The sequence below is a fragment of the Nocardiopsis algeriensis genome, assembly GCF_014203695.1.
Classification (GTDB): domain Bacteria; phylum Actinomycetota; class Actinomycetes; order Streptosporangiales; family Streptosporangiaceae; genus Nocardiopsis; species Nocardiopsis algeriensis.
The window spans coordinates 195,866-219,306 of sequence record NZ_JACHJO010000005.1 but is presented as its reverse complement, the minus strand read 5'-3'; the positions used below and the strand labels follow the sequence as shown (position 1 = coordinate 219,306).

Here is a 23,441-nt window from a genome sequence, read left to right as displayed (position 1 = left end):
AAGACCATGGCAGAGACCGTCCGAGCCGCACGCCTGACCGGCCCCGACCGTGTCCTTCGTGTCGAGGAAACCAAGCAGGGACCCCCGGCGGCCGATGAAGTCGTGATCGACATGATGTATGCATCGATCAACCCTTTGGACACCTATGTGCTCGCCGGGCAGGTGGCCGGTGAGGCCCCTGTGCCTCGCACACTGGGTGTGGAAGGGGTTGGACGCTGGGGTGACGATCTGTTCGTGGTTCACGGCCACGGCGTTGGTCTGTCCCGTGACGGTATCTGGAGCCAGCGAGCCGTCGTTCCGAGTGGTTCGCTTATCCGGGTACCCGAAGGCGTCGATCCGGTCCAGGCGGCCTGCGCGGCCGTATGCGGCCGGACCGCGATCCGCGTGGTGTACGAGCTCGCCGAAGTCACGGCCGAAGACCGCGTCCTGGTCCTGGGTGCGACGGGGGGCGTGGGCACGGCCGCGACGTCGCTCGCCCTGAGCGCAGGAGCGACGGTTTGGGGTCAGACCGGTGACCCGAACAAGGCCGAAGCAGTGGCCGAGATGGGTGCCAAGACCGTGATCGCCCGCTCACCGGAAGAGCTGATCATGGCCACGAAGGACTTGGGAGTGAACGTGGTGCTCGACCCGCTCGGCGGAAACTACACCACGGCCGCCACCCAACTCTTGGCCCCATACGGCACCCTCGTCATCTACGGGGCCTCATCCGCAGCGCAGACCGAGCTCGATGTGCGATCCTTCTACCGCAGGAACATCCGGGCGCTGGGTTACGGAGGCGTCATGGAAGGACATGACGAGGTCCGCTCCGGTATCAGTGACGCCTTGCGCGCACTAGCGGATGGGAACATGCGAATCCCCGTGAGTGACCGGGTATCCCTGAGCGCACTTCCCGCAGTGCTGAAACCCGAACGCCGACGGGATGCCATCGGAAAGACCATCGTCGATGTGGGCCTCGACTGAGCATCGACGTTCACTCGTTCTCCTCCCTTAGAAAGGGATCGGAATCGTGACGACCGCTTTGGTCACTGGCTTCGGCTTCGGATTTATGGTCGCCGCCCAAGTCGGCCCGATCTGGCTGCTGTGCCTGCGCAGTGTTCTGCGTGGCGGCATCGCGTTGGGGTTGGCCATCGGTGCGGGGGCGGCCCTGGTCGATGCTGGATACGCCCTCCTGGGCATCGCAGGAGTGGCCGCCCTACTGACCACCTGGGAAGCCCTAGGGACAGTGGTCGGGATACTCGGCGTGCTGGTCCTGGTGCTGCTGGCGTTGCGCGCCCTGCGCAGCGCCCTGTCCCGACCGACGGAGCAGCAGACCAACCGAGAACTCACCTCGCCCCGGGCGGCGTTTGTGGTAGGGCTGGCCGCGACAGCGAGCAATCCACTGACGATCCTGGCCTGGGCGGCGGTCTTCGCCGCCGTCTCCTCGGCCACACCCGACATGGGTTCCCTCACCCCGTGGACCATGCTGGCCGGTGTGGGCGCGGGGACCTTCACCTGGTTCGCGCTGCTGTCCCTGGCCGCGTCCGTGTTGGGGCGCTTCACCGACCCTCGCTTTCATCGTGGGGTGGACATGGCAGCGGCGATCGGGCTTTTGCTGTTCGCCGCCGTCCTGGCTTGGCGGGTCCTGGCTCCGTGACATCGTTATAGCCGACAAGAACAGGCGTGCCCCGCAGGACCAGCGAAGCGCTGCACCATCTGCGAACTCCTCCTCGGCAAAGCGGTTGCCGCTTAGGCAGCCAGATCCAGGACGGTGAAGTCGATCTCGTCCAAGGCGGGGTTGAACGCCTCCGGTTCGATTCCGAGGACGTCGGTGGCGTAGGCGCCGAACCGGGTGATGTGGGCGCGGATGTAGGGGGACAGTGCGGCGATCTCCTCGACGGTGATGGTCCATCCCTCGGCGATCAGGCCGCGCACCACCTCGGCGATGTCCAGGGCGTTGTGGAAGATGACCAGGTTGGCCAGCAACGTGTTGAGCTTGATGAGCTTTTTCTGCTCGTCGGGGTCGTTGTCGGCCAGGATCCCGTTGTTGCCGAACCGCAGCCACGCCGAGAAGGCGTTGTAGGACTCGACCTTGTTGGTGGCCGCCATGATGCGCGCCCGTAACTGGGGGTCGGCCAGAAAGCGCAGCAGAGCCACGGTGCGCACCGACCGGCCGACCTCGCGGAACACCTTGTAGATGCGGTTCTTGCGCGAGTTGGAGCGCAGCCGGCGCATCAGCGTCGCTGAGGACAGTCGTCCCTGGCTGATGGAGATGGCGACCTGCATCAGGTCGCGCCAGTGCCGCTCGATCAGTTTCCAGTCGATGACGCCTCGGCCCCGTTCCCCGTACAGCTCATCGGTGCTGGGGTAGAGCACCTGATCCGAGGCACGGAAGAAGGTCAGGTCCTTGAAGTTGCGGATCTGGGGCATCAGGTCGAACCCGAACAGCGTGGCCAGGGTGAACACCGGCGCCGACTGGCCCTGGGTATCGGCGTGCACGGTGGAGGGCTGCACCTTGGAGTCGTTGGACAGCAACCCCTCGATCAGGTGGATCGCCTCCCACACCCCGCAGGGGATGAACCGGGGGAACAGCGGGACGTAGGTGTCGGAGACGTAGTGGTAGGCGATCCCGCCCCCCGCCGTAGCGGATCGAGGTCTCGGCGAGCAGGTTGTCGACGTAGGTAGCCACCTACGTACCGTCCGCCGCCACCGAGGTGCCGTCCCCCCAAGCCTTGACCACGTCCAGGCCGTTGAAGGCGTTGACCACCGCCGCGATCGCCGCGTTGAGCTTGGCCAGGTCGATGTGGCGGTTACGCACCATCGACAGTTCCCGGGCCGAGACCCCGGCGATGTGCTTGGCCGCCTCGTAAGGGCCGAGGTTGATGCCGCCGGTGAACACCGCCAACGCATAGCGGCCCAACACGTCCCGAATCTTGAGGTCCGCCCCAGAGGCAGGGCCGAAGCAGTGGTGCCAGCCCAGCCAGTAGGCGGTACGCGCTGCGATTCCCAGCAGCGACCGCTCAGGCATGCGCGCCTCGATCGCCTCGAACAGCTTCTCCGCCGCCTGCGGAGCACCGGGCACACGGCGCCTGCGCAGCCGGGGTACCCCGTCATCGATGAACAGGTCGGTGTTGTCGGCATAGCCCGACTCCAGCTCCATGGAGGCGTCCAGGTGCTGGTGCTTGAGGTGGTCGACGAACCCTTCAGCGGTCTTCGGCAGGCCGACTTTCGCGCAGAACGCCGCCAACCGCTGCTCGCACTCGGAGCACGACAGCAGGTGCTCCGACCAGTCGGCATACTCGCCGGATCCGACGACGGCGATGTCTCCGGTGCGCCGCTCCACCATGCCCGGGTACCTGCGATCGCACACCACGCGCCGCCAGTTGCCCGAGGCGAAGCCGATGCCCGACCCCGGATCATCCTCCTCGGTCGGCGGCGGTAGGGGGATGAAGTCGCGCCGCTTGGCCGCGTACTCGCGGGCGTGCTCCAACGCCACCAGCACCGAGCCATCTGAGGAGGTCGCCTTCAATTCCAGGTGGCCCACCAGGTCGAACATCACCGCCCGGTCCTTTTTGAAGAAGCGGTGCACCAGCACCTCGTAGTTGTCGCCGTGGAAGGCAGACACCTCCTCGATGTCGGCGAACTGGGCGGCGAACTCGCCCGCCTGTTCCACGGCCTCCGGGGCGTTGGGGTCCAAACGTTCCAGCACTCCGCGGTAGGTGCCGATCAGGTGCTCGTTCACCGCGCGCTGGCGGTGGCGGATCTCCTCCAGTTCGTCCTTGGCCTTCTTGGTGTTGGCCGCCACCCGCTTGCACAGCATCTGCGTCAGGTCATCGCGTGTGCGCATTCGGGCGGTGTGCACCAGGCACACCACCAACGCCAAGCGCTTGACGGGGTCGTAGCGCGAGAGCGTGTCGGCGTCCTGAGCAGCGGCCTCCCCGGCGAAATCGGTGACCTTGGTCGGTGCCACCCCCTCCAGCCAGGCGTGGGTGTCACCGATCGCGTCCACCTCGGCCATGTAGGCGGCCTGGGCCTTGAACCGCGACCAGGTGGCGCGCTTGGCGGGTTTCTTGAGCCGGTTGAACATCGAGTACCCGTCCTCGGCCATCGCCACCAGGGCGTGAAGGCGGGCTTGGCCCTCCTCGCCCATCCGATCTCGTCGGCGTTAGGGGTGAAGGACACGTGCAGCATCCGCGCGGAGGTCAGCTTCTTGAACTGGTAGGCAGTGCGCTCGATGGAGGTCACCGGCGAGCGACCACCAGGTGATGCCCGGTAGAGGCGCCGCGTCCTCGGACGGGCGAGTTCAGGCGGGCGCAACGACCTCTGCCTCGCAGGCGAGGCAGAGCAGTGCGTGCTCCACCACCTCGCCCTGCTCGAACCGCTGCCCCAGCTCGACGGTGTACTCGTCGCACTCAGGACACATCCAGGGACCGGAATCGCCCTGCTTCACCGAAAGGATGATGTCATTCCACTCGTCGTCGTTCATTCCGGGAGCCTACCGCTCCCGGGGGCGTCGGCCGAGGCCGAGATGCCACCCCCGGACGATGGCCTCGCATACGTCGACCGGTGGGCGGATCCGTGCGACGGCGGGAAACTTCCGGGGGAGCGGCCCGTGCCTGCCGAGGCAGGCCGGGGCCGTACCGGAGGACGGCTCCCCCGGTACGGTCGCCGGAATCTCGACCGGCTGTTGCACCTCAAGTCCGAGCCGGGACCTGGGGTCATGTACTGTGCGCGGTCGTCTCGGTGCCGTCCACCCCGGAGCGGACACCGCCCCGGCGGCCCGGATTCACCTCAGGTGCCGGGCGAGGAACCGGGACGCCGGTGTGCCCGCCCATGTTGGCGTTGAGTGCCTTTTCCCGGGACCCGAAGGCGTCGAACAGTTCCAGGGCCGACTGCCTGTCGTTGCCCTCGTCGTCCCACTGCAACAGCATGTGCAGCGGGATGGTGACCCGGCGGGCCTCGTCGAACACGAAGCGGGGTACGAAGCTGCCGGCGAAGAGGACAGCGGCGGCGATGCGCGGTTCGACCACCGCGAGCCGGACACCGACGGCGACGATCCCACCCGAGTAGCCGACGGGGCCGCCGATCCCGGGCAGCGCAAGGAGGGCGTCCAGAGCAGCCTGCCCCTCCGGGACCGCCTCCTCCACCACGGGGAGAACCAGCCGGTCGATGATGTCGTCACTTGGACGCCCGCCTGCCGCCAGCACCCGGCGCAGGTCGGCGCGGGCCTGTTCGGCCTCGCCCGACCGGGGCCTGCCACCGCTCCAGGGGAGCTCGACGGCGGCCGCGGCAAAGCCGTCCGCCGCGCACCGCCGGGCCCAGTCCACAAGGCGGGGGTACATTCCGCGCAAGCCGCCGGGGTGGCCGAGCAGGACCAGTGGTGCCGGTGCCGACCCCGGAGCGGGTGCCCACAGGATGCCGGGGACATCGCCGAGAATGAAGGTGCGCTCGAGGACGCCGCCATCGAGCTGCTGTTCAAAGGTGAAGTGCATGGTCGTGTCCTTCGGGAGTGCGTGTGAACGGCGCTCCCGGACGACCTATCGCCCGACCGTGACCCCGCAGGGGAGCACCCATGTCGATACTGCGTTCACGGGTACCACCTCCTCGGTCTCTTCCACGGTCACGAGAAGGCTGGCAAGGGCCGCAGCGATCGGCCGGCGGTTTTCGCGCCTGCCGAGGACCGGGAGGCCTCCGCACCGGACCGCGCAACGGTCTTCCCGAACCCCGCGCAAAAACCGACAGGGAGAGGCGAGGGCCGTTCCTACCTGCGGGTCGGTCAACTCCCGGTGACAGGCAGCGGACGGGCGGACCAGGCGATGGCGGGCAGGACCGCCAGAGCGAGCAGCCCGCCGAGCAGGGACAGCAGGGCATAGCTCCCGGCGGCCACGACCATCCCCGAGGCCAGACCTCCACCGGCTCCGGCCACCGCAATGGCCACATCCACCAGCCCCTGGGTACGTGCACGGGTGGCCGGCGGTGCGGCATCGGTGATGATCGCGGTCCCCGACACGATGCCGAAACTCCAGCCCAGGCCCAGCAGAGCGAGTGCCAGGGCCAGCAGTCCCACCGAATGGGGTGGGGCCAGGGCGGCCAGCAGCCCGGAAGCCAGCAGAGTGATCCCGGAGGCGGCGGCCACCGGCAGGCGGCCCCAACGGTCGACGAGCAGGCCGCTGAGCGGAGAGGGCAGATACATCGCGCCCACGTGCACGGCGATCACCAGTCCGGCGGCGCCCACGGAGTGGCCGTGGCCGGTCATGTGGACAGGGGTCATGGTCATGATGGCGACCATGACGAGCTGAGCCAGGACCATCACCACAGTGCCCAGGAACAGCATCCGCGTGTCCGCGGCCCCGCCGTCAGCGCTCACTGCACTCGCGGGGGTATCTGCGGCGGCGCGGGCGCGGGCGGTGGTGAGCGGGTCCGGACGCAACGCGAGTCCCAGTACCAGGGCGGCCGAGGCGTAGGCGGCGGCTGCCAGCAGGAAGGGACCGGCCAGCTCGGGTACCCCCACCGCGCGGGCCAGGTTCCCCAGCGGAGTGACCAGGTTGGGTCCCGCGACCGCGCCCAGGGTGGTGGCGACCATGACGGTGCTCAGGGCCCGGCCCCGGTGCCGGGGAACGGCCAGGTCGGCTCCGGCGTAGCGGGCCTGAAGGTTGGTGGCGGTGCCCGCCCCGTAGACGAAGAGGGACGCGAACAGCAGCACGACGTTGTCGGCTGCGGCTGCAGCGACGACGCCCACGGCCCCCAAGGCCCCGGCGGTGTATCCGGCGGTCAGCCCGGTGCGCCGCCCCAGGCGTTGGGAGGTGCGTCCGATCAGGGCCGCGGCTGCGGCCGAACCGATGGTGAACAAGGCGCTGGGCAGGCCGGCCCACCCGGCGCCGCCGAGCATGTCCTGGGCCAGCAGGGCGCCCACGGTGATCCCGGCGGCCAGTCCGGCGCCGCTGAGGATCTGGGCGGTGACCAGCACGGTCAGGATGCGCCGTTGCGCGGGATGGGGTGCGATTGCGGTTGCGGTGGTGTTCATGGCAGGAGGAGACCTTGCTGTCGGGGAGGGTGAGGCGGGCCGCTGCTCGGCGCCGGCCCGTGCTCCAGGTTCTCGCACCGGTCATCGCTCAAGCGTTGGGGTCCCACGGCAGGGCCACCGCACAGGTCTCCACGCAGATCGGAGGAAGGTGGCACCACTGTGTCTCCACCGGTCACATACCGTGACCGGCGGACGGGGTTCACGGGCAATGCTGGATCAACGGCTCCTACCGGTCCTCCCCTCGGTCAGGACAGAAGGGCGCGCAGCCTGGCCGCGTGGCCGTCGAGTTCGGTGCGCGGGGCCTCCTGCCACAGGGCATGCACCGAGAAGGCATCACCCTCATAGCGCGGAAAGACGTGCAGGTGCGCGTGGAAGATCTCCTGGCCGGCAGCCTCGCCGTCGGCCAGGAACAGGTTGACGCCCTCGCAGCGCATCGACCCGCCGGTGGTTGTGTCCGCGTCCCCTGTGTCCAGGGTGTTCCTGCACAGGGCGTCTCCCACGCGGCGGGCCACGCTCCACAGCCGTCCGCCGAGTTCGTCACCGATCTCGCCCAGACCCACCAGCACGTGCCCCGGCGTGACGGGATATAGGTCCATGAACGCCGGCACCAGGTCATCGGAGCAGACGGGGCTCAGAGCAGGGGCGCTCAAGCCGTCATGTGGGCCTGTTGCAGAAGACCTCCGTGACAAGCCGCTGCTTCGCCTTCTCGAACACCTGGGCCATGGCACCGAAGTCGAACTCGGTGTCCCCGGTGGTCAGCGATGCGGTGAGGGTCGTGCTGCCGTCGGGTGTGCTGTACATCAGTGCCGCCCAACCGGCGAAGCCGCCGTTGTGGTGGACGACCGTGCCCCCGCAGTCGGTGTCCTCGACGAACAGACCCAGGCCGTAGCGGAAGTCGCCGCTCTTGGGGTGGGGTGTACACATCTCGGCCAGCAGTGGGGCCGGCAGGAGCTCGCCTCCCATGAGTGCGGAAACGAACGTGTGGAGATCCCTGGTGGTCGAGATCATGTCACCGGCGCTGGACACCCACGAGGGGTTCATGCGGGTGACGTCGGCCAGCTTCGACCGGCCGGCGTCCTCGTAGCGGTAGTAGCCGTGGGCGTGCGGCTCGGGGATCTCCGGCGAGGCGTCCGGCACCACGGTGTTCGACATCCCCAGCGGCTCCAGGACCAACCGCCGCATCTCGGAGGCGAGCGAGCAGCCGGTGACTTCCTCGATCAGCAGCTTGGCCAGCACGTAGTTGGTGTTGGAGTAGCTCCAGTCCGTTCCCGGTTCGAACCGGGCCGGCTCGGACAGCGCCAGCAGGACCAGCTCCTGCGGCTGGTAGGTGCGGGACAGGTTGTCCACGTACTCCTGGCCCTGCACCGGGATCCCCGGCAGGAGGGTCCCGTCAGGGTCGAACTCGCCGGTGAAGTTGAAGATTCCGCTGGTGTGCTGCAGCAGCATCCGCACCGTGATCCGCCCGTCGAGCCCGAACCCGGGCAGGAAGGCGGCCACCGGGTCGTCCAGCCCGAGCCTGTTCTCGGCCACGAGTCGCAGCACCACGGTCGCGACCAGGGTCTTGGTCGTGCTGCCGATCCGGAAGTGCCCGTCGATCGGAGGCTCGGCGGTCTCCCCCAGCTTGCGCACCCCGGCGCTGCCGACCCACTCCCGGCCCCGATCGTTCACCCGCAGCTGCATCCCGGAGAAACCCGAGTCGACGATCTCCTGGACGGCCTTCTGCAGTTCGGGGCGGCCCTGCCCGCCAGTAGCGGCATCGTCTCGGTCGGCACTGTTCGTTTCGCTCATGACCTGAGCGTCGACCCTGCCCTCGGGTCAAGGTCAACCCTCGGTTTTCGCGCCACTTCGGTGGCTCCTTGCCGAAGGGCGACGTGTTGGACAACGGGACCGTGCGCAACCCTTCGCTCCGAAGCCGGGCGGGTTGACCCTGCCCCTGGGGCAGGGTGCACACTCGCCATGTGACTACAGCGAACCCGCCCTGCTCAAGGAGATCTTCGGACGCGGCTCGGAGCACGGCTCCCGACGGCGATCACGCGGTCGGGTCGAGACGGTGACGAGGAACCGGGTCGGCGGTATCACGATCGGGCAGGCGGCGGCGTTCGCGGGTGTCACGGTCAAGACCGTGCGGCACTACCACCGGCTCGGTCTGCTCGCCGAACCACGACGTGACAGCTCCGGCTACCGGCGGTACGGATCGGACGATCTGCTGCGGCTGGTCCAGGTTCGGACACTGGCCACCGCCGGTGTACCGCTGTCGGAGATCGCGTCCCTGCTCGGCGCCGGCCCCGAGCAGTTCGCCGCCGCCCTCGCCGACGTCGAACGGCGTCTGACCGATCGGATCACGGATCTGGTCGCTCGGCGGGACGCGCTGCACCGGCTCGCCGACGACCGGGCCCTGTTGCCCGATCGCGCCCTCGCGGTCCTGGACCGGATGACCGAGCTCGGTTTCAGCCCCGACTACGTGGCCGGTCAACGCGAGGCCCTGGTGCTGTTCCGTGCGCTGTTGCCGGAGGGCCTGGATCATTTCCTGACCAGCCTCGAACAGCGGCTGGACGACCCCGAGTACGTCGACCTGATCAAGCGCAGCGTGGCAGCGGCCTCCTGGGAACCCGACGACCCGCAGATCGAGGAACTCGCCAGAGCCATTGCCGCCAACCTGCTGGCCGATCGCGAACTGCTGGCACTGCCGGCAGGTTTCAGGATCGGGCCCGACACCGCCACCCGGTACGGGCTGGTCGACCACCACCGGGAAGACCGGTCGCCGGTCTGGGCCCGGCTCAACGCTCTGATCCAGGCCGAACTCCGCTCTGCGGGTGTGCCCGTCCCAGACCCTTGACGGCCGACTGCGGGTCGGCCCCGGACGATCCACCGTGTCCGGAGCTGTGACCCGACCCGCCCGGGGCGCTCTTCTCCGAAGGAGAAGAGCGGTTCTTCCACCGACCGCCGAGCCTTGGCGGCAGGGCCCTCGGCGCCGGGCCCCGCACCGGTGTCCCCCCTGGCCCGGATCGCAGCCTCGGACGTACCGGGCGCGGTCAGGGCGTTGCCGCGGTGGACCTGTCCCGGCGCAGCACGAAGAAGAAGGGGGCGCGGTCACCACGCATGTCCATCACGCCGACCAGAGTGTCGTCGTCCACCTTGCGGAAGTGGTCGTTGATGGGGAGCGCGTCGTAGGTCATGGTCGCGGAGGCCGTGCCGCGGTACTCGACCATCCGCAGCCGTGCTGCGGGCCTGCTGGTGCGCAGCAGTCGCAGTGAGCGGCGGGCCGTACTCGCCAGGGGCGGTGTGCGCAGGATGTTCGAGGTGCGCCTGAGCAGATCCAGGGGCACGAGGGAGGGGTTGACGCAGAACAGGCCCTTGCCGTTGCGGAAGACCAGCGGGTGCGCGCGTTCCGCGTCGTCGAACCGCTTTCCGTACCAGCCGAACTCCTCGAGCATGCCGTCCCAGGGGTGTCCGGTCTCCAGCCCCGAGCCCTTCCACAGGCCGGGCAGCTCCTCCACCCGCACGGATGCCAGGGTGTCGAAGAAGGCCAGCGCCTCCTGGACGCTGCTCGGCTGCTCTTGCAGATGTCGCAGCTCGTTGCGTCGTGCCTCGTGGTCGTGCGGGGACATCACGTCACCTCGTGTCGAAACGCCGGTGCTTGCGTCAAGGATCGCAGAAGCGGGCCCGGCTGAGGTCCGGCGCTGCTGCGTGGCCCGCGTGCGGGTCCGGGTGTCGGTCAGCGGGTACTCAGGACGAAGAAGAGGAAGCCGATGAAGCGGGTGCGTCCGTTCAGATGCGGGGGCAGCAGTTCCCGCGGGGTGTGTGCCGCAACCGGCGGTTCGTCGATGCGGGTGATGCGGAAGCCGGCTTCGGTGAAGGCCTCGACCATCGCGTGCAGGGGCCGGTGCCAGGTCCTCAGAACGGCTTCCTGCTGCTGGAAGATGTGCTGCGTCGACCACTGCGTGGTCGCGAAGTAGTCGGCGCCGGGGTTGGCGAGTTTGTAGGCCGCGGGATGGTTCACCGACAGGATCAGGCGGCCGCCGGGTCGCAGGACCCGGTGCAGTTCCCGGAGCGGACCTTCCCAGTCCTCGAGGTAGTGCAGTACGAGCGATGCCACGGCGTCGTCGAAGCGGCCGTCGGGAAAGGGGAGTTTCCCGCTGATGTCGAGGACGTGCAGATCGGCGTCGTCGCCGAGCCGTTTCCTGGCCAGCTCGATCATGCGTGCGCTGGAGTCGATCCCGGTCATCAGGGCGCCTCGGCCGCTCAGCTCGGCGGAGAGGGGGCCCGATCCGCAGCCGACGTCGAGTATCCGGTGGCCGTCGACGTCGCCTGCGAGCTCCAGCATCGCGGGGCGCTCGTAGTAGTTGTTCAGGAGGTTGACGTCGTTGTCGGCCGAGTAGGACAGGGCGAAGGCGTCGTAGTCGGTGGCTGTCATGGAGTCCTTGGTGTCGGGGGGCGTTGCGGCGTGGTGCCGGGACAGGGACGACGGTAGCGGAGACCGGAGCCGGTGTGCCAAGGCCGTGTGGACGGTGTGCGGATGTCGCCGTGTACGGCGGAGCGACGATCTTCCTGCCTTGCGGAGGTGGCGGCCGGTACTGCCGGAGCCGTCGGGGCGCCTCTCTCCCCATCTGTACATCGGCGGCTGTACCTGTCGCGTTTTCGGGACTCGTGGCCTGCGGTGAATAACGTTGCGGCCCGGCGTGGGTGCTTGGGGGCCTCGCGGACCCCCTTTCTCGCCTGACCTCCGATAAGGCCCACTTATCGGAGGTCAGGTTGCAGGGCTCGATTTGACGCCCGTAGACCAACGCAACCAGTTACGTTTATACATAACGTTACCAACGAAACGTTATTAGAGAGGGCCATGCCGCCCGGGTTCGAGTAGGTGCGCCGTGGTTTTGAGGGCACAGCGCTGGCGGGGTGCGTGAGGAGGTGCCCGAGCACTGCTCACCGAACGCATCGAACCGCCGGATCCGGGGCCGGCCATGCGGATGGTGCGCTCGGCGCTGAGCACTGCCGCTAGGGCCTGGTGCGCCACGACCGAGGCCTGCCTGGCGCCTGAGCTGCGCGCGGGTACTGGGTCTGGTGGAGCAGGACCCGGAAACCGGTGCCGGCAAGGGCACCGGGACGGCGCCGGGGCTGGTCAAGGCGATGTCGGGCAACAGCGGTTCGAAGCCGAAGCCGCGGGATGTCCGCAAGCTCGACGCGATCTGCTTTGTTGGTCTGCCGTCGGCCCAGGCGGCGACCGGCGACTCTTACCCGTGTGCGGAACGCAGCCTGCCCATCAGAGGTAGGAAGCGCCCGGTGCGGGCGGCGTAGGAGCGGTAGGCGACGCCGTGTGTGCGTAGAAGGTAGGGCTCCTCGATGATGCGGACCTGCACCTGCACGGCGGCGGCGAACACCGCCGGCGCCGCGGCGGACAGCACCGAGGGCACGGCGAGCACCTGTCCCAGGAGCAGAACCCCCATGCCGGTGAAGACAGGGTTGCGCACGAGCGCGAAGACACCGTGTGTGATGAGCTCGGTGCGCTCTCCCTCGTCCACACCGATGCGCCAGGAGGTGCCCATCTCGGCCTGGGCGACGAGCACCAGGACCAGGCCGAGCACCATCAGGGCCAGACCGGCGCTTTCCACACCCGGTGGCGGAGCGGTCGTACTCAGGCCGAGCAGAGCGGCCATCGGTGCGGTCAGGCCCAGGACAAGGGCACAGGTGAAGAGCAGGCCGCCCCACCAAGGGGCGGAGAAGGCGGTGGTGTCCGGTCGTCGGAACCCGGTGTCGCCGGTACGCCGCCAGGCGATCAGGGTGCGCACACCGAAGGCCAGGACGAGGCCGAGCAGGTACAGGACGAGTGCGGCCGGTGCCATGGAAGATCTCCGCTTCGAAGGGGCTGGGGTGGCGTTGCCCTGGGGGAGGGTGGTGGGGGTGCGGTCGACTCCGCACTTCTACCATCGACACAACGGGATATAATCGCCTCATGGCGATTAATAGCATGGGCGGGTGCCCGGCCACAACCACGGGCCTCGACGCGGCCGCAGCACTCTTCCACAGCCTCTCCGACAACACCCGGCTGGCGATCGTGCGCCGCCTGGCCGGGGGTGAGGCACGGGTGGCCGACCTGGTGGCGCAGCTGGGACTGGCACAGTCCACGGTCTCGGCACATGTGGCGTGCCTGCGTGACTGCAACCTGGTCCAGGGCCGCCCCGAGGGCCGGCAGGTGTTCTACTCCCTGGCCCGCCCCGAACTGCTGGACCTGCTGGCCTCGGCCGAGGTCCTGCTGGCCGCGACCGGGAACGCGGTCGCACTGTGCCCCAACTACGGAACCGACAGCCGCCCGGCGGCGGAGGCGCGCGATGAGTGACGCGTGCTGCGGAGGCGAGGAGCTTCACCCCGGCGCAGAGGGGAAGGAGCACGGGCCGGAAACACTGTGGCAGGTGAGCGAGATCCGCTTCGCCGCCGTCGCCGCGGCGCTGCTGCTGGCCGGGTACGGCGCGGGCTGGGTCGAAGCCCCCGCGTTGGTGGGACTGGTGCTCAAGGCCGCCGCCCTGGCCGTGGCCGCCTGGACGTTCGTGCCCGGTACCGTGCGCCGACTGGCCCGGGGCAGGATCGGCGTGGGCACGCTGATGACCATCGCCGCCATCGGCGCGGTGCTGCTGGGTGAGGTGGGCGAGGCCGCGATGCTGGCGGTGCTCTACACCATCGCCGAGGGACTGGAGGGGTACTCCGTCGCTCGCACCCGGCGCGGCCTGCGCGCCTTGTTGGACCTGGTCCCCGATCAGGCCCGGGTGCTCCGCAACGGTGTGGAGCACACCCTCGACCCGGCCGAACTGATGGTGGGCGACACACTGGTGGTGCGTCCGGGGGAGCGCGTGGCCACCGACGGCCGTATCGCTTCCGGGCACACCAGCCTGGACACCTCGGCCGTCACCGGCGAGTCCGTTCCCGTCGAGGCCGTCACCGGCGACGAAGTGTTCGCCGGGTCCGTCAACGGCACCGGAGTGCTGGAGGTGAGGGTGACCGCCACGGCCTCCGACAACTCCCTGGCCCGCATCGTGTCCATCGTGGAGGCCGAGCAGGCCCGCAAGGGCGCCGGACAGCGCCTGGCCGACAGGATCGCCACACCGCTGGTGCCCGGGGTGATGGTCGCCGCCGCTCTCATCGCCGTCGTGGGGTCCCTGTTCGGCGATCCGCTGACCTGGGTCGAACGCGCCCTGGTCGTGCTGGTGGCCGCCTCCCCGTGCGCACTGGCCATCTCCGTTCCCGTCACCGTGGTCGCCGCGATCGGCGCCGCCTCCGGGCATGGGGCCCTGGTCAAGGGCGGAGCCGCCTTGGAGGCCATGGGCCGCATCAGGACCGTGGCGCTGGACAAGACCGGCACCCTGACCCGCAACCGCCCGGTCGTCCTCGGGACAGTCCCCGCACCCGGGTGCACCGCCGAGCGGGTGCTGATGGTGGCCGCCGCGCTGGAGGAACGCAGCGAACACCCCCTCGCGGCCGCGATCCTGGCTGCCGCCCCCGCCCCGGAGCGGGCCGAGCACGTCGAGGCGGTCACCGGTGCCGGAGTCATCGGCACCCTGCACGGCCGCAGCGTGCGTCTGGGCCGCCCGGGGTGGATCGAGGCCGGCCCCCTGGCCGAGGAGGTGACGCGGATGCAGCGCGCCGGAGCCACCGTCGTCCTGGTGGAGGACGGCGGCGCGCTGCTGGGCGCCGTCGCGGTGCGCGACGAACTGCGCCCCGAAGCGGGCGAGGCCGTGGCCTCCCTGCGTGGGGCGGGCTACCGGGTGGTGATGCTCACCGGCGACAACCAGGCGACCGCCGCCGCCGTGGCGGCCGAGGCGGGCATCGAAGCGGGCGATGTGCACGCCGATCTGCGCCCGGAGGACAAATCCCGCCTCGTCGGCCGACTCCGGGAACACGGTCCGGTGGCGATGGTGGGCGACGGGGTCAACGACGCGCCCGCCCTGGCCACCGCCGACCTGGGCATCGCCATGGGCGCGATGGGCACCGACGTGGCCATCGAGACCGCCGACGTCGCGCTGATGGGCGAGGATCTGCGCCACCTGCCCCGCGTACTGGCGCACGCCCGGCGTGCCCGGGCCATCATGTGGCAGAGCGTGGGTTTGTCGCTGGCCATCATCATCGGTCTGATGCCTTTGGCGCTGTTCGGTGTCCTGGGCCTGGCCGCGGTCGTGCTGGTGCACGAGGTGGCCGAGGTCGTGGTCATCGGCAACGGCATCCGCGCCGGGCGCACCCGCTCGCTGGGCGTGGTCTCCCCCGCAGCACCTCCCGTGCGCGAGTCGCAGCGTGCGGCGGCCTGAGGTTGTTGAAGGCACGGTGAGCCGCAAGCGGGCCGACAGGACGGCACCCCGGCATCCTTGGTGGGCTGCCCGGACCGGGCCGCTCTACGGCGGGCAGGGCGCCGAAGCGCTGATCGGGGCCTGTCACTTCGGCGGCGGGAACGCAGAGACTCTGCACCAGGGCCCCTCAACCGGCCGTGTGCGTGAGGATCGCGTCGGCCAGTTCCTGGTGGTGCTCCGGCGGCAGCGTATGCCCCATACCCGCCATGATCATCAGTCGCGCTCCCGGGATCTGCTCGGCGATGATCGCACCGTGCCCCGGTTTGACCGGTTCGTGGCTGCCCTCGATGACCAGTGTGGGAGCGTGCACCCGATGCAGCGCGTCCACCGGCTCGAAGTCGGGATCAGCCCCTGCGGCCAGCCGGTGGTTGGCCGCAGCCGGCAGGTCGCGGGCCCGCTCGTAGACGCGCTCTTGCAGTCGGCGCGCCGCGTCCTCGTCGAAAGGCAGCCCGGTGCCGTGCAGCACACGTTGCTCGGCGATCATGCTGTCGATCAGCGCACGGCGGTTCTGGGCAGGCGGAGTGGTCATCAGCGCGCGGAAGAACTCCACGAACTCCGGCTCCGGCTCCGGCAGGCTGCCCTCGGGTTGCGGCCGGCCCGTCAGTGCCCGCATGAGCACCTGACCCTCGCCGCCGCCGAGCGGCGAGGAGGCGATGACGGTCAGTGACCGCACCCGCTCCGGTGCCTCCACGGCGATGAGCTGGCCGAGCAGCCCGCCCGCCGAGTGGCCCACCAGATGGGCGCTGTCCAGGCCGTGGGCCGCCAGGACGCGGTAGACGTCGTTCTTGATGTCGTTCCAGGTGTACGGATCGGTCGCGAAGTCGACGGTGCCCGACATGCCGGTGTCGCGGTGGTCGTACCGGATCACCCGGCGCCCTCCGGCGGTCAGGCGGCCGACGAACTCGTCGGGCCACAGGACGCTCTGCGACATCGAACCCATGATCAACAGGATCGGCGCGTCCGTCTCGGCACCGAACTCCTCGCTCCAGATGCTTACGTTCTGCATACCTCAGAGCATGCCGTCCCCGAATGCTTGAGCCTTCTGTAGAACTACCAGCCGCGCCAGGTCCGTACGGGAGCCGATGCCCAGCTTCGGATAAATCTTGTACAGGTGGTACTCGACCGTACGCGGGCTGAGGAAGAGCCGGGCGGCGATCTGCTTGCTCGACAACCCGTCGGCAACCAGACCCGCGATGCGCAGTTCCTGCGGGGTCAGCGCGTCGAGCACGCCGGTGGTCGGGGGGCTCGCGTTCTCGCCCGCCGCCCGCAGCTCCTGCTGCGCGCGCCGCGCCCACGGTCGGGCTCCGGCCTGTTCGAAAACTTCCCACGCCGTCCGCAGATGCGCCCGTGCCTGGCCCGGCCGCTGCGCGCGGCGCAGACGCTCACCCAGCAGCAGAGCGGTCCTGGCGGCCTCGAACGGGTTGGTGTGCAGTCGCAACGCCTCACCGAAAGCCTCCTCCGACGACTCGGCCAGGCCTCGGCAGCGGGCCAGCAGCGCGCGTGATTCAGGCGTCGCGGCGTGCTCGGTCGACCGCTCGTAGGTCGAGAGCGCCGTTCGGGCGTCGGCCGTGTCGCCTGCGCCCACCGCGGCCTCGATCCGGTCCGGCAGGGTCCGCCATGTCACGGTCCGATGTCCCGCACCCGGCCCCGCCGCCGCGATCGCCCGGAAACGTTCGTGCGCCGGCGCGTGGCGTCCCAGGCACAGCTCGCGCATCGCCAGCGCGTACGCGGCCACTCCCGCGCACAGTCCCACTCGGTGTGGCAGGGCGATGGCCAGCGCCTGGCGGGCCTGTCGTTCGCAGAGTTCCTCCTCGCCTCGCAGAGCCGCCAGCACCGCCAGGTTGGCCAGGTGCGCGGCCGCCGTGTTCTCGTACCCGGCCTCCCGCGCCAGTGCCAGGCCCTCCTCGGAGACGGCCTGGCTGCGTGCGAGCTGTCCGGCGAGGCGCTCAGCGGTCGCTGCGAACTCCAGTACGACCGGTAGTTGCCCGGCCATCCCCGACACCCTGCCCACTCGCCCGGCCCGTTCGGCCATCTCCGCGGCCAGGCCCGACTCGCCCAGAGCGCTGGCTGCGGCCGTCGCCCACAGGTGGCCGGCCGCGTCCTCCAGGTCGTCGGCCCGCGTCAGTGCCCGTTTCAGCAGGGCCGGGCCGGCGGCGTCGCCGTTCAGAGTCAGCCCGATCCCGACCACTGTGTCCCGTAGGAATCCCTCGGGGTGCGACGCCGCCCGTCGGCCGAGCTCGATGATGGCTGCCGTGTCGCCGACGTGGGAGGCCGCCTCCACGGCGTCGGCCAGCATGTCCAGGCTGTCGCCCGATGCCAGGATGCGCACGGCCTCGGCGGCGTTGCCCGCGTTCAGTTCGAACCGGCCCCGGAGCTGGGCGATCTCCATCGAGAGTGTGCTGTCTTCGCCGGTCCCTTCGCGTGCCTCGGCCAGCAGGGACTCGGCCTGGCCAGGTCGGCCGGCGAGCCAGGCCGCCACGGCGGCGTCCTTCAGTCGGACGGCGCGGGCGTGCGGCTCGGGGGTCAGCTCGGCAGCTCTGGTCAAAGCGGTGGCGGCGGCACCGTACCCGCCGCGCTTGCGTGCCTGCTCGGCGGCTTCGGTCAGCGCGACCGCGACCGGTTCTGACCGGCCCAGTGCGGCCCCGGCCAGGTGCCAGGCCCTGCGATCTCCCGTGGTCAGCTCCGCCAGGACGGCGTGCACGCTGCGGAGTTCGGCGGGGGCGGCTGTCTCGTGGACCGCGGATCGCATGAGCGGGTGACGGAAGCGCATGCTGTTGCCCGACAGCTGGGTCAACCCGCTCTCCTCCAGTTCGGTGAAGGCTGCCGCCTCCGCCCCCGCCGGTCCGTTCATCAACCGCTCGGCGGCACGCAGGACCACCTCGAGGTCGGTCTCGGCGGCGGCGAGCAGGGCGACCAGCCGGGCGGGGGCCGACAGCCCGGTCACCTGGTCGCCGAAAAGCCGGGTGCCGCCGGGCAGTGGTTCGGGCAGCGGTGCGCGGCCGGTGAGTTGCGCGGGCGTCAACCGGGCAGCGATCTCATCCAGTGCCAGAGGGTTCGCCCCGGTCAGCGTGATGAGTTCCCGTTTCACAGAGGCGGCCAGCAGCCCGTGCCGGGACTCCAGCAGTTTGATCGCGGCGTCCTCGGGCAGGCCGCCCACATCCACTGTCGACGGCACGCCCTTGACAGGAGTGTCGCCGCGAACTGCGAGCAGCATGGCGACCTGTTCGGTGCCCAGCCGCCTGGCGGCGAACAGCAGCGCGTCGGCCGAGGCCCGGTCGATCCATTGGAAATCGTCGACCACGCAGATCAGGCCCTCCGGGGTGGCGGCCTCGACCAGCAACGACAGCACGCCGGCTCCCAGCAGGAAGCGTTCCCCCGTGCCGTCGGCTGCGTGCCCCAGAGCGGCTCGCAAGGCGTTGCGTTGCGGCCCGGGCAGTGCGTCGAGCAGACCGGCCACCGGCCTCAGCAGCTGGTGCAGCGCTGCGAACGCCAGGTCGGACTCGGACTCGGCACCACAGGTCCGCAGAACCCTCATCGTGCCGCTCCGTGCGACCGCTGCGTCGAGCAGGGCGGTCTTGCCCACGCCGGCCTCACCCCGCAGCACCACTGCCCCGCCGCAGCCGTGGCGGGCTTGTGCGGTTACTTCGTCGAGCGCACCAATCTCCGCAGATCTTCCGTAGAGCACAGGAAGTTACTGTAAAGGGGGCGTCCCGGTGTTCGCCTGGCGGCCGAGGCCCGAATCGCGACTTCAGGCCTGAGCCGGTGGCACCTTCCCGGTACAAGGTGTTCATTGGCTTTCGTTCACCTGTCGGTTCCGCACCGGTGCGCAGCCGAGCCTTCCGTACCGGGGGGCGGGAACGGCGCCGGCCGGACTTCGTGCAGGTCGGCACGGGCGGACGGGCAGGTGGAAACCAGTGCCAGGAGTCGGCGAGTGGAGTCGTTGCTTCCTGCCTCCTTGCGCCGTTCACCTGAGCGGTAGGGTCGCCGGTGCAGCCGCCCCAGGCCATGGGGCCGGCGCTCTTCGAAAGCAGGAACGACATGGCACAGGGCATCCAGGCCGGGGACACCGCCCCCGACTTCACCCTCCCCTCCCAGACCGGGGAGCAGGTCAGACTCCACGAACGCCTCGGCGAGCGGGTGGTCGTCCTTTACTTTTATCCCAAGGACGACACCCCCGGTTGCACCGCGCAGGCATGCGCCTTCCGTGACAGCCACGAAGTGTTCGCCGAGGCAGGAGCGGAGGTGATCGGGATCAGCTCCGACTCCGCCGAGCGCCACTCCGGTTTCGCCGAGCGGCACGGGCTTCCGTTCCTGCTGCTCAGCGACCAGGGAGGAAAGGTCCGCAAGAGCTACGGGGTTCCGAGTGTGCTCGGGCTGCTGCCGGGCCGGGTCACCTACGTGATCGACCGCAAGGGCGTGGTCCGCCATGTCTTCAACTCGATGACGGCTGTCGACAAGCACATCGAGGAGGCACTGGAGGTCGTCCGGGGCCTGCAGGACGAGCAGGGCTGACCTTCGACGGCTCCGCGCGCGCCGTTCGGATGTCAGGCGACGGCGTGCGCCCTTCGCCGTGCCAGCAGGTGGGCCTGGGGGAAGCCGCGCACGGGGTCCTCTCCTGCGGCGACGACGAGTCGGGCGACCTCGTCGATCCCGATCCGGCCGAGGAGGCGGGCCACCTCGTCGGGTGAGTACCGGTGGGCAGGGGCCACCTTGTGGTCGAAGGGCTCCGCGAGCCGTCCGGGCCGGTCGTGGGCCTGGAAGGAGAGGAGCAGGAGCGCCTGCGGGGCCAGCGCCCGGTGGAACTCGGCCAGGACGGCGGGCAGGCCCCGGGGCGGGGTGTGGATGATCGAGTAGTGGGCGAGCAGGCCGGACAGGGACGCGTCCTCGAGCGGGAGCCGGTCCATCGCCGCCACCGCGAAGTGCAGGCCGGGATGGGTGCGGCGGGCCAGGGCGACCATCGCCGGTGACAGGTCGAGGCCGAAGGCACGTGCTCCCAGGGAGTCCAGATGTGCGGTGAGGTGGCCCGGACCGCACCCCACGTCTGCCACCGGACCGCCGCCCGCTGCTTCGATCAGCGCTGCCAGGGCAGGGAGCATCGCCTGGTCGAGGGGATCGGCCAGGAAGCGTTCGGCGGCGAAGGCGGCATAGTGCTCGGCGATACCGTCATACGCGTCGCGGGTGGCGGTCCAGGGGGCGGATTCCGGCATCGGGTGTTCGCAGGCCCGCGTTCGCGAAAGCGCGGGCCCTGTCCTTTCGGGCGTGGAGTGGGGACGTGTTCCTGCGCGGACACGGCATTGTAGCGGTCGGCGTACCGCCCTCACAGGCGCCGCACGGTCGACTCAGGGCCTGAATCTGCGTACCGTACTTCTTCGGCCCGAACGGAAAAAGTTGGGCTGCGCCCTCTACCCCCTGCATGGAAAGGCCACTGCGATGAGTCCTGTCGTGGAGTCGGTCAGCGCTTCCCCCGGACATACGTTCAGCAAGGACGTCCTTCCCCGCATCAGGCTCCTGGCCGGTCTGGGTGTGGAGGGCGATGCCCACATGGGTGCCACGGTCAAGCACCGTTCACGGGTGGCCGCCGATCCTTCCCGGCCCAACCTGCGCCAGGTGCACCTGATCCATGCGGAACTGTTCGAGGAGGTCGCCCGGGCAGGTTTCGAGGTGGGACCCGGACAGATGGGGGAGAACATCACCACGCGGGGCCTGGACCTGCTGGGTCTGTCGGCGGGCACGGTGTTGGCCGTCGGTGAGGCGCGGGTGCGCATCACCGGTCTGCGCAACCCGTGTGCACAGATCAACGGGCTTGCCGACGGTCTGCTGGGTCAGATGGTGCGGCGCGACGGGAACGGGCGGCCGGTGTTCCTGGCCGGCGTCATGGGTGTGGTGGTCGAGGGCGGTGTGATCGAACCGGGCATGCCCGTGGGTGTGCACGCGCCCGAGGGGGCACACGTGCCCCTGGAGCGGGTCTGAGTCCTCCGGCCGCCGTGCCCGCCACCAGGGTGTGCCCGCCGGTCCGCACGGACCGGCGCTCCTGCCTCGACCGGCGCCGCCTCAGTGACGGCAGAGGCAGAAGGGATGTCCCGCGGGGTCTGCGTAGACGCGCCAGTTGGCTCCCGGGCGCAGCTGGTCGGTGCGTTCCAGCACGGTCGCACCGAGCTCCAACACCCTTTTCTCTTCCGCGTCGAGGTCGTCCACGTCGAAGTCCAGATGCATCTGCTGGGGCCTTTCTCCCCGGGGCCATTGCGGGGGGCGGTGGTCCTGGACCCGCTGGAACGCCAGTGGTGTCCCCTCGAAGCCGTGCACCTCCACCCAGTTCGGCTCTTGCGGGTCAGCCACGACCTGTCCGCCGAGCATGCGTGCGTAGAACTCTGCGAGGCCTACGGGGTCCGAGCAGTCCAGGGCGACCGCCTGAAGCCTGCGGATCATCTGCGTCTCCTCTTCGGAATCTCTGCCGTGCGGGGGACGTCGGGTCGGTGAGGCCCGCAGGGCCCAGTGTTTCGGAGCCGACCCCTGCAGTCCAGGAGGTTGTGGGGAGCGGGGTCATGGGGAGCCCGTGACCAGCCGCTGTCGTCTTTTCGCGGCACGGCCTGGACCACTTGCCGGAAAAAGGGGTGGCCGTGCGGCCGTGCGGCCCGACAGGATGGCGGCCATGCACATCCGTACCGCCACCACCGCCGACTGGCCCGCCATCTGGCCTTTCTTCCACCAGATCGTGGCCGCAGGTGAGACGTTCACCTACCCCGTGGACCTCGACGAGGAGGAGGGGCGTACCTGGTGGCTGCTCTCCGAACCCCACCGGACGGTGGTGGCCCTGGACGAGAGCGGCGCCGTTCTGGGCACGGCGAAGATGAACAGCAACCATCTCGGCAACGCCGGCCACGTCGCGAGCGCCAGTTACATGGTCAACCCTGCCCATGAAGGTCGCGGAGTGGGCCGGGCCCTGTGCGACCACACCCTGGAGTGGGCACGCGGAAAGGGCTACCGGGCCATGCAGTTCAACGCTGTGGTGGAGACCAACACCCGCGCGGTGCAGCTGTACAGATCACTGGGGTTCGACGTGCTCGGCACCCTGCCCGAGGGGTTCGCCCATCCCACCGCGGGCTATGTCGGCCTGCACATCATGTACCGAAAGCTGTGATCGCTGCGGCCTCCGGTCCGTGCGGCCGACTGGGACGGAGTCGGCGGTCCGGGTCCTGGCGGTAGTCCTTCCGCTTTCCGGAGACAGCAGGGCCTCTCGGTTCCACAGGACCTGGGGCTCGTGCCGAAGCTTTCGGCAGGACCGGCCGGGCGTTCTCGGAGCGGCCCCGGGTTCCCGCTCCGGCGCCCCGGAGCCGCTGCGGGTCAGCGGGTGGACAGGAGCTGCTCGGCCTGGTGGACGATCCGGGCCAGGTGGGAGTGGTGGGCACCGGGCCAGTACACCCGGTCGCAGGTCACGCAGCGGGCGAAGGTCTGCTGGGTGGCGAGGGTGCCCGGCTCCAGGGAGCGGGCGATCTCGTCCAGGGGCGCGGGGACCAGGACGCCGTTGCAGGCGGGGCAGCGTGTCCAGGGCCGCAGCCCGGGGGCGAAGCGCTGGAGCACCTCGCGCAGCTGCTCGTCGGGGCGGGTGGAGTTCACGTGGGCACCGCTGACGAGGTTGCGTCGGCACAGCAGGCCGCGGTCGCGGGTGAGCAGTACCCGCTGTTCGGCGTTGGCCTGGGCGACCAGGGAGGGGTCGTCGCGGTCGTTGTCGTAGGCGGTGTCGATGCCCAGCAGGCGAAGGCGGCGGGCCAGGGTGCCCAGGTGGACGTCCAGCAGGAAGCGCGGCGGGTCGGTGGGTGCCTGCTGGGGCAGGGCGAGGGGCTCGACGTCGATCCTCTCGCCGGGTCCGGGGCGGTGGGTGGGCGGGACGTCGCGGCCGTTGGCGCGCAGGCGGCCGACCTCGGTGAGGGGGATGCCCAGGGACTGGACGATGTGCACGAGGGAGGAGCCGGAGTCGTGGTCGATCCGGAGGGTGTCCTGGTTCCGTGAGCGGGAGGGCAGGAAGAAGCGCAGCGGGGGCGCCACGTGCAGGGTCAGGGGGACCTGTTCCATGTGTTCAGAATGCCACGGTGCCGCGGTGCGTGTCTTGTGCG

At 69.9% G+C, this 23,441-nt stretch carries 21 protein-coding genes and 1 pseudogene; 8 read left to right on the top strand and 14 right to left on the bottom strand.

Annotation, left to right across the window (positions count from 1 at the left end; translation table 11 throughout):
* Positions 1 to 6 precede the first annotated feature (6 nt).
* Together FHS13_RS09695 and FHS13_RS09690 are read left to right on the top strand one after the other, a co-directional pair.
* Positions 7 to 960, top strand: coding sequence for a quinone oxidoreductase family protein (locus FHS13_RS09695; protein WP_184290627.1), 954 nt, complete (start codon positions 7 to 9; stop codon positions 958 to 960).
* A gap of 46 nt (positions 961 to 1,006) precedes the next feature.
* Positions 1,007 to 1,633, top strand: coding sequence for a LysE family transporter (locus FHS13_RS09690; RefSeq protein WP_184290625.1), 627 nt, complete (start codon positions 1,007 to 1,009; stop codon positions 1,631 to 1,633).
* Positions 1,634 to 1,725: 92 nt separating this feature from the next.
* Here the strand turns inward: FHS13_RS09690 and FHS13_RS21940 are convergent.
* The 6 genes and pseudogenes from FHS13_RS21940 to FHS13_RS09660 form a co-directional block, all read right to left on the bottom strand.
* Positions 1,726 to 4,141 (bottom strand): annotated as a pseudogene (locus FHS13_RS21940) (Tn3 family transposase); the annotation flags it as partial.
* A gap of 138 nt (positions 4,142 to 4,279) precedes the next feature.
* On the bottom strand, positions 4,280 to 4,462 hold the full coding sequence (locus tag FHS13_RS09680; protein ID WP_184290623.1) for a hypothetical protein: 183 nt from the start codon (positions 4,460 to 4,462) through the stop codon (positions 4,280 to 4,282).
* A 232-nt stretch (positions 4,463 to 4,694) separates the two neighbouring features.
* Entirely contained in the window at positions 4,695 to 5,468 is a 774-nt protein-coding gene (locus FHS13_RS09675) for a dienelactone hydrolase family protein (RefSeq protein ID WP_246405002.1), read from the bottom strand.
* A gap of 284 nt (positions 5,469 to 5,752) precedes the next feature.
* Positions 5,753 to 7,000, bottom strand: coding sequence for an MFS transporter (locus FHS13_RS09670; RefSeq protein ID WP_184290621.1), 1,248 nt, complete (start codon positions 6,998 to 7,000; stop codon positions 5,753 to 5,755).
* A 245-nt stretch (positions 7,001 to 7,245) separates the two neighbouring features.
* Complete coding sequence (locus FHS13_RS09665; protein WP_246405000.1) at positions 7,246 to 7,650, bottom strand: HIT family protein; 405 nt, start codon at positions 7,648 to 7,650, stop codon at positions 7,246 to 7,248.
* Between the two features lie 4 nt (positions 7,651 to 7,654).
* A complete protein-coding gene (locus FHS13_RS09660; RefSeq protein ID WP_184290619.1) occupies positions 7,655 to 8,788 on the bottom strand; it encodes a serine hydrolase domain-containing protein in 1,134 nt (377 codons plus the stop codon).
* Positions 8,789 to 9,050: 262 nt separating this feature from the next.
* On the opposite strand from FHS13_RS09660, the gene FHS13_RS09655 reads away from it, so the two are divergent.
* Entirely contained in the window at positions 9,051 to 9,836 is a 786-nt protein-coding gene (locus FHS13_RS09655) for a MerR family DNA-binding transcriptional regulator (RefSeq protein ID WP_184290617.1), read from the top strand.
* Between the two features lie 196 nt (positions 9,837 to 10,032).
* Here FHS13_RS09655 and FHS13_RS09650 read toward each other — a convergent pair whose 3' ends face one another.
* The 3 genes from FHS13_RS09650 to FHS13_RS09640 form a co-directional block, all read right to left on the bottom strand.
* Complete coding sequence (locus FHS13_RS09650; protein ID WP_184290615.1) at positions 10,033 to 10,608, bottom strand: DUF4334 domain-containing protein; 576 nt, start codon at positions 10,606 to 10,608, stop codon at positions 10,033 to 10,035.
* Between the two features lie 107 nt (positions 10,609 to 10,715).
* Complete coding sequence (locus FHS13_RS09645; RefSeq protein WP_184290613.1) at positions 10,716 to 11,414, bottom strand: class I SAM-dependent methyltransferase; 699 nt, start codon at positions 11,412 to 11,414, stop codon at positions 10,716 to 10,718.
* 817 nt (positions 11,415 to 12,231) lie between these two features.
* Positions 12,232 to 12,840 carry a methyltransferase family protein gene (locus tag FHS13_RS09640; protein WP_184290611.1) on the bottom strand — a complete coding sequence of 203 codons (609 nt, stop codon included), beginning with the start codon at positions 12,838 to 12,840 and terminating at the stop codon, positions 12,232 to 12,234.
* Between the two features lie 110 nt (positions 12,841 to 12,950).
* Here FHS13_RS09640 and FHS13_RS09635 point away from each other — a divergent pair, with 110 nt between their 5' ends.
* The gene (locus FHS13_RS09635; RefSeq protein ID WP_184290609.1) at positions 12,951 to 13,334 is read left to right on the top strand and encodes an ArsR/SmtB family transcription factor; all 384 of its coding nucleotides are present in this window, start codon (positions 12,951 to 12,953) and stop codon (positions 13,332 to 13,334) included.
* Positions 13,327 to 15,291: a heavy metal translocating P-type ATPase gene (locus FHS13_RS09630; protein ID WP_184290607.1), complete on the top strand. Its 1,965-nt coding sequence runs from the start codon at positions 13,327 to 13,329 to the stop codon at positions 15,289 to 15,291. The genes FHS13_RS09635 and FHS13_RS09630 overlap by 8 nt, the downstream gene beginning before the upstream one ends.
* 166 nt (positions 15,292 to 15,457) lie before the next feature.
* Here FHS13_RS09630 and FHS13_RS09625 read toward each other — a convergent pair whose 3' ends face one another.
* Positions 15,458 to 16,336, bottom strand: a complete 879-nt coding sequence (locus FHS13_RS09625) for an alpha/beta fold hydrolase (protein WP_184290605.1) — start codon at positions 16,334 to 16,336, stop codon at positions 15,458 to 15,460.
* A gap of 3 nt (positions 16,337 to 16,339) precedes the next feature.
* Positions 16,340 to 19,015, bottom strand: coding sequence for an AAA family ATPase (locus FHS13_RS21865; RefSeq protein WP_184290603.1), 2,676 nt, complete (start codon positions 19,013 to 19,015; stop codon positions 16,340 to 16,342).
* 353 nt (positions 19,016 to 19,368) lie between these two features.
* Here FHS13_RS21865 and FHS13_RS09615 point away from each other — a divergent pair, with 353 nt between their 5' ends.
* A complete protein-coding gene (locus tag FHS13_RS09615) occupies positions 19,369 to 19,842 on the top strand; it encodes a peroxiredoxin (RefSeq protein WP_184290601.1) in 474 nt (157 codons plus the stop codon).
* Between the two features lie 32 nt (positions 19,843 to 19,874).
* On the opposite strand, the gene FHS13_RS09610 is transcribed toward FHS13_RS09615, so the two are convergent.
* Positions 19,875 to 20,537 carry a class I SAM-dependent methyltransferase gene (locus FHS13_RS09610; RefSeq protein ID WP_184290599.1) on the bottom strand — a complete coding sequence of 221 codons (663 nt, stop codon included), beginning with the start codon at positions 20,535 to 20,537 and terminating at the stop codon, positions 19,875 to 19,877.
* Between the two features lie 223 nt (positions 20,538 to 20,760).
* Between FHS13_RS09610 and FHS13_RS09605 the strand changes: the two genes are divergently transcribed.
* Positions 20,761 to 21,300, top strand: a complete 540-nt coding sequence (locus FHS13_RS09605) for an MOSC domain-containing protein (protein WP_184290597.1) — start codon at positions 20,761 to 20,763, stop codon at positions 21,298 to 21,300.
* 81 nt (positions 21,301 to 21,381) lie between these two features.
* Here FHS13_RS09605 and FHS13_RS09600 read toward each other — a convergent pair whose 3' ends face one another.
* Entirely contained in the window at positions 21,382 to 21,756 is a 375-nt protein-coding gene (locus tag FHS13_RS09600; RefSeq protein WP_184290595.1) for a VOC family protein, read from the bottom strand.
* 223 nt (positions 21,757 to 21,979) lie between these two features.
* Here FHS13_RS09600 and FHS13_RS09595 point away from each other — a divergent pair, with 223 nt between their 5' ends.
* A complete protein-coding gene (locus tag FHS13_RS09595) occupies positions 21,980 to 22,468 on the top strand; it encodes a GNAT family N-acetyltransferase (RefSeq protein ID WP_184290593.1) in 489 nt (162 codons plus the stop codon).
* Between the two features lie 203 nt (positions 22,469 to 22,671).
* Here FHS13_RS09595 and FHS13_RS09590 read toward each other — a convergent pair whose 3' ends face one another.
* Positions 22,672 to 23,400, bottom strand: coding sequence for a Mut7-C RNAse domain-containing protein (locus FHS13_RS09590; RefSeq protein ID WP_184290591.1), 729 nt, complete (start codon positions 23,398 to 23,400; stop codon positions 22,672 to 22,674).
* Positions 23,401 to 23,441 lie beyond the last annotated feature (41 nt).

What these genes read in the sequence shown, in the direction of transcription:
- FHS13_RS09645 (WP_184290613.1), bottom strand. Translation starts at nt 11,414, where the DNA reads ATGACAGCCACCGACTACGACGCCTTCGCCCTGTCCTACTCGGCCGAC.
- FHS13_RS09590 (WP_184290591.1), bottom strand. Translation starts at nt 23,400, where the DNA reads ATGGAACAGGTCCCCCTGACCCTGCACGTGGCGCCCCCGCTGCGCTTC.
- FHS13_RS09680 (WP_184290623.1), bottom strand. Translation starts at nt 4,462, where the DNA reads ATGAACGACGACGAGTGGAATGACATCATCCTTTCGGTGAAGCAGGGC.
- FHS13_RS09605 (WP_184290597.1), top strand. Translation starts at nt 20,761, where the DNA reads ATGAGTCCTGTCGTGGAGTCGGTCAGCGCTTCCCCCGGACATACGTTC.
- FHS13_RS09625 (WP_184290605.1), bottom strand. Translation starts at nt 16,336, where the DNA reads ATGCAGAACGTAAGCATCTGGAGCGAGGAGTTCGGTGCCGAGACGGAC.
- FHS13_RS09600 (WP_184290595.1), bottom strand. Translation starts at nt 21,756, where the DNA reads ATGATCCGCAGGCTTCAGGCGGTCGCCCTGGACTGCTCGGACCCCGTA.
- FHS13_RS09635 (WP_184290609.1), top strand. Translation starts at nt 12,951, where the DNA reads ATGGCGATTAATAGCATGGGCGGGTGCCCGGCCACAACCACGGGCCTC.
- FHS13_RS09630 (WP_184290607.1), top strand. Translation starts at nt 13,327, where the DNA reads ATGAGTGACGCGTGCTGCGGAGGCGAGGAGCTTCACCCCGGCGCAGAG.
- FHS13_RS09675 (WP_246405002.1), bottom strand. Translation starts at nt 5,468, where the DNA reads ATGCACTTCACCTTTGAACAGCAGCTCGATGGCGGCGTCCTCGAGCGC.
- FHS13_RS09660 (WP_184290619.1), bottom strand. Translation starts at nt 8,788, where the DNA reads ATGAGCGAAACGAACAGTGCCGACCGAGACGATGCCGCTACTGGCGGG.
- FHS13_RS09615 (WP_184290601.1), top strand. Translation starts at nt 19,369, where the DNA reads ATGGCACAGGGCATCCAGGCCGGGGACACCGCCCCCGACTTCACCCTC.
- FHS13_RS09650 (WP_184290615.1), bottom strand. Translation starts at nt 10,608, where the DNA reads ATGTCCCCGCACGACCACGAGGCACGACGCAACGAGCTGCGACATCTG.
- FHS13_RS09640 (WP_184290611.1), bottom strand. Translation starts at nt 12,840, where the DNA reads ATGGCACCGGCCGCACTCGTCCTGTACCTGCTCGGCCTCGTCCTGGCC.
- FHS13_RS09670 (WP_184290621.1), bottom strand. Translation starts at nt 7,000, where the DNA reads ATGAACACCACCGCAACCGCAATCGCACCCCATCCCGCGCAACGGCGC.
- FHS13_RS09595 (WP_184290593.1), top strand. Translation starts at nt 21,980, where the DNA reads ATGCACATCCGTACCGCCACCACCGCCGACTGGCCCGCCATCTGGCCT.
- FHS13_RS09610 (WP_184290599.1), bottom strand. Translation starts at nt 20,537, where the DNA reads ATGCCGGAATCCGCCCCCTGGACCGCCACCCGCGACGCGTATGACGGT.
- FHS13_RS09695 (WP_184290627.1), top strand. Translation starts at nt 7, where the DNA reads ATGGCAGAGACCGTCCGAGCCGCACGCCTGACCGGCCCCGACCGTGTC.